A 450-nucleotide genomic window follows, 5' to 3' on the forward strand; every position below is an offset into this window, starting at 1 on the left:
TCTTCGTGGTCTGCTCCAGGTCTCGGTTGCGGATGGCTCGGCGGGTTTCGCGGTACAGCTTCTGGGCGTGTTCCTCGGTGATCTTCAGGAGCCAGGCCAGGCGCTGTTCGGTCACTCCGTGGTGGTACGCGGCGTGGGCGACCGCGCGGCGCTCATCCTTGGTGAGGTGGACGTCGCGCCCGGCGATGGTGGCGTTGACGCGGCTGTAGTCGAGGCGGTGGGCGAGCTTCGCGTGCAGCGGCCCGCGCTCCTCCTCGGTCAGTCCGCCCCGGATGCCGTCGGTGTCGCCGCTCTCCAGTGCGGCGTCCAGGCAGGTGCGGCGGACCGGGCACTGGCCGCACAGCGACTTGGCGGCGGTGATCTTGGTGGTCTCGTCGGGCTCGGGGAAGAAGATTTCGGGGTCCACCGGGTTGTACTCGGTGCTCTGGCAGACGGCCTGGTCCTGCCAGG

1 protein-coding gene is annotated in these 450 nt (G+C 69.6%); it reads right to left on the reverse strand.

The window, feature by feature from the left end:
* Positions 1-450 (reverse strand): WhiB family transcriptional regulator (locus tag RB628_RS41455; protein WP_318325774.1); only part of this gene is annotated, 450 nt, incomplete at both ends.

It is taken from the genome of Streptomyces sp. ADMS, assembly GCF_033441795.1.
Lineage (GTDB): Bacteria > Actinomycetota > Actinomycetes > Streptomycetales > Streptomycetaceae > Streptomyces.